Here is a 6985-nt window from a genome sequence, read left to right as displayed (position 1 = left end):
GCAGAGCCTGCAGCGTTTCGCCGGGCTCGCCCGCGCAGGCCAGGCCCGTGCTGATGCTCACCGAGATGTGCTCGTCACCCCAGGGGATGTTGATCAGGCACACGGCCTCGCGCAGGCGCTCGGCCGCTTGCAGCGCACCATCGTGCAGCGTGTGCGGCAGCAGGATGCAGAACTCTTCGCCGCCATAACGCGCCACACGGTCCACCTCGCGGGCCTGCGCCTGCAAGGTGCGTGATACCGCGCACAGCACGGCGTCGCCTGCGGCATGGCCCAGGCGGTCGTTGATGCGCTTGAAGTGGTCGATGTCGACCAGCAGCACCGTATAGGGGTCACCGAAACGCTGCAGCCGCTGGTCTTCGCGGTCCAGCAGGTATTCGATGGCACGGCGGTTGAGCAGGCCGGTCAGGGCGTCGTGGTGAGACAGGTGCTCCAGCCGGCGAACCAGTCGCATCACCACGATGTAGCCCAGCACGAAGCTGGCCAGAATCGACATCGCCACGCTGGCGAACACGAAGATGAACTCTGATACGGCACTTGACCAATCCAGCCACGGCCAGTGGACCGAGGGCGTCATGCCGGTGATGGCCACCATGGCGAAAGCGGTGACCGCCAGGCTGAGCATGCCGGAGTGCATCCACGCCGTGACCACGTTGAATTCGGTGCGCAGAGGGGTGAAGGTTTCCTTGGCCGTTCGGCCCAGCACCAGGCACATGGCCAGGCTGCTGATCACCACACCAGCTGTGTGCAACCCCAGGCGGAGACACACCGTGACGTTGACGATGGCGATGCCAACGGCCACAACGGTGTGCATGACGTCGGTCAGGCGCAGTTTCAGGAAAAATTGCAGGCCACGTCGCAGCGAGGTGGCACCCAGCACCACCAGGGACCCAGCCAGGGCGATGCGAACCGTTTCGCTGCCGAATTCCGGCAGCAGCGGCAGTGCCAGCGCCATGCCGTTGGCCAGGCTGGCCAGCAGCCAGTGGCGTGCCGCCTTGCGTGAAAGCCCCAGCCATGAGCCCGCCACCCACCACATCGTCGTCGTCAGACAATGCGTGAGCAGGATAAAGGCCAACAACAAATGGCGGGCGTCCATGTTTACTGCGTGTTCGTGTGCCGGTTACAAAACAAAAGTCCTGCAAGGAAACAGACCCTGATCTGACGTTTTCGGCCGCCAGGGGCCAAAATACAGTTTGATTCGCAGGACCATCTCTATGCTCATCGATTTCTTCTTCGCTTTGCGCTCTGCTCGGCTGCCGGTAACCATTCCGGAGTACCTCAGCTTGCTGGATGCCATCAAGAATGACGTGATCGGGCCGTCTGTGGATGAGTTTTATCACCTAGCCAAGATGACATTGGTGAAGAATGAAGCGCATTTCGATAAATTTGACCGGGCGTTTTCCGCCTATTTCAGGGGGGGCAGCGACGCCATCGACTTCTCCAAGGACATCCCTCTGGAGTGGCTGCGCAAGCATTTCGAGCGCGAATTGACGCCGGAAGAGAAGGCCAGGATCGAAGCCATGGGTTGGGACAAGCTCATGGACCGCTTCAAGGAATTGATGGAAGAGCAGAAGGAACGACACGAAGGCGGCAACAAGTGGATCGGGACCGGCGGGACATCACCTTTCGGTGCATATGGGTATAACCCTGAGGGTTACCGCGTGGGCCAGGATCGTTCTCGCAACCGCAGTGCTGTCAAGGTCTGGGACAAGCGCGAATTCAAGGATTACGACGATACGGTGGAGCTTGGGACCCGCAATATCAAGGTGGCATTGAGGCGTTTACGTAAATTTGCGCGGCAGGGCGCGGCCGAGGAACTGGATCTGGATAACACCATACATGCAACGGCAGCCAATGCAGGCATGCTGGATATCAAGATGATCCCGGAGCGGCACAACGCCGTGAAAGTGTTGTTGCTCATGGACGTGGGCGGCACCATGGACGACCACATCCACCGTGTGGAGGAAATGTTCTCTGCCGCCAAGTCGGAGTTCAAGCACCTGGAGTTCTATTACTTCCACAACTGCGTGTACGACTTCATGTGGCGCAACAACCACCGCCGCTACACCGAGAAGATCCCCACGTGGGACATCATCCGCAAGTACAACAAGGACTACAAGCTGATCTTTGTGGGGGATGCCACCATGAGCCCCTATGAGATCCTGCAGTCCGGCGGCAGCGTGGAGTACAACAACGAAGAGCCCGGCGCCGAGTGGATCTCTCGCCTGACGCATGCCTTCCCCAATTTCGTGTGGATCAATCCGGAGCCGCAAGGTGTGTGGAACTATCGGCAGAGCGTTTCCATCATGCAGCAGTTGATGGGCGGCCGGATGTTCCCCATGACCTTGCAAGGCCTGGAAGGGGCCATGCGACTGCTCAGCAAATAAATGACGGGATGCAAGCCCAAGGGCAACAGGGGCAGGCGCGGTATCAGGGCAGCCTGCCTGCTGGGCCTGGTCCTGCCTGCCTTGTGGCTGGACGGTGCCTGGGCCCAATCTGAGCCGGATCCGGCTTCCCTGGACAACGAGCCCGCCGCCAACGTGCCAGCGCCTGCGCAGCCCGGCGAGGCCCCTCGCGCCGATCGTGCCAAGCCGGTGGTGTGGCGTCTGCAAATCGATGCCCCCAGTCCGCTGGACAAACTGTTGCGCAACTACCTTGATCTGGCCCGCTTCCAGGAGGAGTCCAGCAAGGACCAGAGCCTGGGTATCCGGCGCAGCGAGTTGCGTCGGCTGGTGGTGTCCGCACCGGACCAGGCCAGAGCCTTGCTCGAGGCTGAAGGCTATTTCAACGCCCACATCGTGACCCGGGTCAGCGACGAGGTCGAAGGTCAACCGGTGGTGGTCAGCATGGAAGTAGACCCAGGGCCCCAGACTGTGGTGAGCAAGGTTCAGTTCGTGTTTGAAGGCGATCTGGACACCCGACTGGGCAACAGCGATCCCCTGGCGCAGGCGCTGCTGGACCGGCTGGAGCGCAATTGGGCCTTGCCGGAGGGGCAGGTCTTCAGGCAGGCGGACTGGTCGGCGGCCAAGAATGGCGCACTGGCGCGCATGCGTGCCGAAGGCTACCCCCTGGCCAGCTGGAGCGGTACGTCTGTCACGGTGGACGCGCAGACACGCCAGGCCAAGATCTTCCTGGTGGCCGATTCCGGTACGGCCGTGGCCTTTGGTGACATCAAGGTGGAGGGATTGAACCGGCAGCCCGCTTCAGCCGTGATCAACCTGGCCCCGTTCCACAAGGGTGATCCGTACAGCGAAAAGCAGTTGCTGGACTGGCAGGAGCGCATCCAGAAGCTCAATATGTTCGACAACGTGTTCGTGACGACGGATCTGGACCCGACGCAGGCACAGGCGGCGCCCGTACTGGTTCAGTTGCACGAATTGCCGATGCAGACGGCCACCACCGGCGTCGGCATCAGCAGCGATACAGGCCCGCGCGTGTCGGGTGAGCATGTGCATCGCAACATCTTCGGGCTGGACTGGCAGAGCAAGGCCAAGGTGCAGATCGGCCGCAAGGAATCTACCGGTCAACTGGATCTGACCTCGCACCCCTGGCCTGGCCGGAGAAGAGGGCTGATCTCGGCACAGGGCTCGTACCTGCTTGATGACAACGATGCCGTCACCACGAGCCAGTATCTGCGCGTCGGTCTGTTGCGTGAAGGCGAGCGGCTTGAGCGCACGGACTATCTGGAGTTCCAGCGTGCCGAAGTGCGCTCGTCGGAAGGGCTGGTGGTGTCCAACGCCTCGGCTGTGAGCGGCACATCGCAATGGATCTTTCGAGATGTGGACAGCCAGATTCTGCCGACCAAGGGCTCGACCAGCCTGGCGCAACTGACGGGTGGTCGCTCTTATTCGGCATTGAACGAGCCAGGCTATTTTGGTCGCGCCTATGCCCGCGTGACGGGCTATCTGCCGCTGTGGTCGCACTGGTATGCAACGGCGCGAGCCGAGGTCGGCCAGGTCTTTGCCCGCGATGCCGTCAGCGTGCCGGACACCTTGTTGTTCCGCGCAGGTGGTGATGACTCGGTCAGAGGCTATGCCTACCGGTCGCTGGGGGTGCTCAATGAAGGGGTGGTGGTGGGCGGCCGCTCCATGAGCGCCGGCAGCCTGGAGCTGGCGCACCCCTTGTCGAGCAAGATGCCCAGCCTGTGGGGGGCCTTGTTCATCGATGCCGGTGATGCAGCCAACCGGTTTGGCGATCTGCAGCCCAAAGTCGGTTATGGCGCGGGCATTCGCTGGCGCAGCCCGGTCGGGCCCTTGCGACTGGATCTGGCCTATGGCAACGAGGTGCAGCGCTGGCGCATGCACTTCAGCGTGGGGATCAGCCTGTGATCGGCCTGCTGGGCAAACTGCTGCGCGCCTTGCTGGTCCTGCTGGCAGCGGCGGGCGTGTTGATCGGTGCAGTGTGGGCGCTGGCGCACAACGAGGCGGCCACATCGCATCTGCTGCCGTTGGTGCCCGGCATCAAGGTGTCGGGGCCGCAGGGCGCCTTGCTGGGTGATTTCCAGGCGACACGCATCGACATCAGCTTGCCCAGATCCGGGCGCCTGACCTTGATGGAGCCATCGTGGCAGCAACTGAGCATCAAGCCCGATCTCAAGGCCTCATGGTGGTTCGGCCTGGACGTGGCGCAGATCAAGGCGCGCAAGCTGGAGCTGGTATGGGTGCCGGATCCCGTGGTCACGCCATTGAAGGCGCCACAGGACCTGAGTCTGCCGTTTTCCTTGCACGTCAAGCGCGTGCTGGTGGCGTCGGCGCACAGCAGCCTGTGGGGTGATGGCACACCACTGCAAGCGCTGGATGCGGCCGTGGCCGCGCAACAGGGTGGCCAGGTGCCTGCGGTGCATCAAGTCCAGCTCGCGCATCTGAACTGGTTGAACTGGTCGTTCAAAGGTGTGGCGCAACTGGGTGTGAATCAGGGGCTGCCGCTGAGGGCGGACTTGCAGGCCACCCAGAACGCCGCGCCCGCCCAGGAGGGGGGCACCGAGCCAAAGGTGCAGGGCGAGGCCGTGTTGCATGCGCAAGGTCCGCTGGCCCAGCTGCTTGTGCAGGCAAAACTGAGCCTTCAACAAGAGGACCGTTCAACTCAAAGCCTGACACTGGATGGCGAGGTGCTGCCTTTTGCCGCCTGGCCGGTGTCGCGCCTGACCGCTTCGGTGAAGAACCTGAATCTGGCCGATCTGCATCCGGGCCTGCCGGGTACGCTGCTGCATGGGCAGGTGAGTCTGGCGCCGACTGCGCGCAAGGCGCTTCAGGCTCGGCTGGACCTGCGCAACGAGCAAGCTGGTGCCTGGGACGATCAGCGTCTGCCCCTGCGAGCCCTGAAAGGGCAGCTCCTGCTGCCTGATGTACACGCTGCCCAGGATCTGACCCATGCCTGGCGACAGGGCGAGCTGGAGCTGGTGGCGCAGTTGCCTTCTGTGGCCGGTCATGCCCCGGGCGATCTGACGGTGTCGGGTGGCTGGGGTGGCCAGCGTGTGCTGAAGTCCCAATGGCGAGGTGTGGAGCCACAGGCCCTGTACGGTCTGGCGCCTGCCTTGCAGCTGCAAGGGGGGCTGCAGCTCAAGCCGGACTGGGCCAGTGTGGCCAAGGCGCCCGCATCAGGCTGGGCACAGTTGCGCTCGGCGGTGGACTTGAACGTGAATGGGCTTTTCGGACCCAGCTTCTCGGCACGGCCCGCGATATCGGGCAAGAAGGGGCGCACGCAGGGGGATGTGCCCGTCAGCCTGGCCATGGAGGGGCGCTATGCGCCCGGTCAGTTCGAGGTGGCTGCACTGCGGCTGCAGTCTCAGGCTTCACAGGCCGATCTCAGTGAGGCGGTGTTGCGGTGGGGGGCGCCCGCACCGGCCCCTGCATGGTCCGTCAAGGGCCACCTGAAGGTGAAGGACTTTGATCCCCAGATGTGGCTGCCGTGGCCCGCGGGCATGACTGGGCGTAATCAGTTGACCGGCGAGCTGGACGTGGCGCTGGACGCCAACTGGCGCGGGCGACTCGATCTGGGGCTGCAGCCCAGCCAGTTGGCGGGCGTGTCCTTGTTCGGGCAGGCCCAGTGGCGTTCGCCTCAGGTACCGCAGCGCATGTCGCTGGCGCTGGATCTGAACGCAGGAGGCAACCAGGTGCAGGCCCACGCTGACGTGCCGTGGCGCATGGGCAGCGATGGCCGGCTGCAATGGTCGCAAGAGGCCAGCTGGCAAGGCACCGTGCACGCCCCCGCGCTCCAGAGCCTGCAGGCTGTGGCGCCGTTGATCGGTGCTCGTCAGGTGTCCGGCGTGGTCGATGGTGCCTTCAAGGGGCATGGTGTGTGGCCCCAATTGAAGACGGATGGGCAGTTGTCGGTGTCGCGCCTGCAGTGGGTCATGGCCAATGGCGCTCAGATGGGGCTGGCATCAGGTCAAGCCAGTTGGGCAGTGGACGGCCAATCGGCGGATGCACCAGTGCGTCTGCAGCTCGATCTGGCGCAATGGCAGACCGCCCATGTGTTGCTGGAACAGGCGCAGTGGCACGTCAGGGGCAGTGTGCGTCAGCACGAGTCGCAACTCACGGCGGACCTGAGTCACAAGCCGCAAAACGGTGGCAAGACGTCCCATTTCCATGTCGCTGCTGCCGTACAGGGTGGCTGGCAGGCGCAGGCCATGAGCTGGCAGGGGCGAGTCAACGAACTGCTCGTCAATCTGACGGGCAACAAGCCTCGCAGCCTGCTGCAGGCGCAGCCCTTTGGCCTGGTCTGGCGGGATGCCCCGGACGGGCGCTCCTTGCGTGTGGAGCCCACGGCCCTGACGGTGATGGGGGCAGACATGCATCTGAAGAAGCTGAACTGGCAGGCCTTGTCTGCCGCCAGCGACCCGGTCGGTGAGGTCGAGGCCTCGCTCGAACTGGATCCCTTGAATCTGCCTGCCTTGCTGACGTCCTGGCAACCACAGGCGGGATGGGGCGGGGACCTGTTGCTCCATGGCCGGGTCGATCTGCACCACAGCGCCCGCCAGCCCTGGGTG

At 63.6% G+C, this 6985-nt stretch carries 4 protein-coding genes; 3 read left to right on the top strand and 1 reads right to left on the bottom strand.

Translation table 11 applies throughout. The annotated features are described in order from the left end of the window. Nucleotides 1-1093, bottom strand: a 1093-nt coding sequence (locus tag VFW93_RS05605) for a GGDEF domain-containing protein (protein ID WP_329693005.1), incomplete at its 3' end; no start/stop codon positions are given. Nucleotides 1094-1211: 118 nt separating this feature from the next. On the opposite strand from VFW93_RS05605, the gene VFW93_RS05600 reads away from it, so the two are divergent. The 3 genes from VFW93_RS05600 to VFW93_RS05590 all read left to right on the top strand — a co-directional run. Then, a complete protein-coding gene (locus VFW93_RS05600; protein WP_329693004.1) occupies nucleotides 1212-2384 on the top strand; it encodes a VWA domain-containing protein in 1173 nt (390 codons plus the stop codon). Further along, complete coding sequence (locus VFW93_RS05595) at nucleotides 2385-4325, top strand: autotransporter assembly complex protein TamA (protein WP_329693003.1); 1941 nt, start codon at nucleotides 2385-2387, stop codon at nucleotides 4323-4325. Further along, on the top strand, nucleotides 4322-6985 hold a 2664-nt coding region (locus VFW93_RS05590), incomplete at its 3' end, for a hypothetical protein (protein WP_329693002.1). The genes VFW93_RS05595 and VFW93_RS05590, both read left to right, overlap by 4 nt.

The sequence above is a fragment of the Aquabacterium sp. genome, from assembly GCF_036279675.1.
Classification (GTDB): Bacteria; Pseudomonadota; Gammaproteobacteria; order Burkholderiales; family Burkholderiaceae_C; genus Aquabacterium.
Note: the sequence above shows the minus strand (reverse complement) of the source record. Positions and strands in the feature narration are given on the sequence as shown.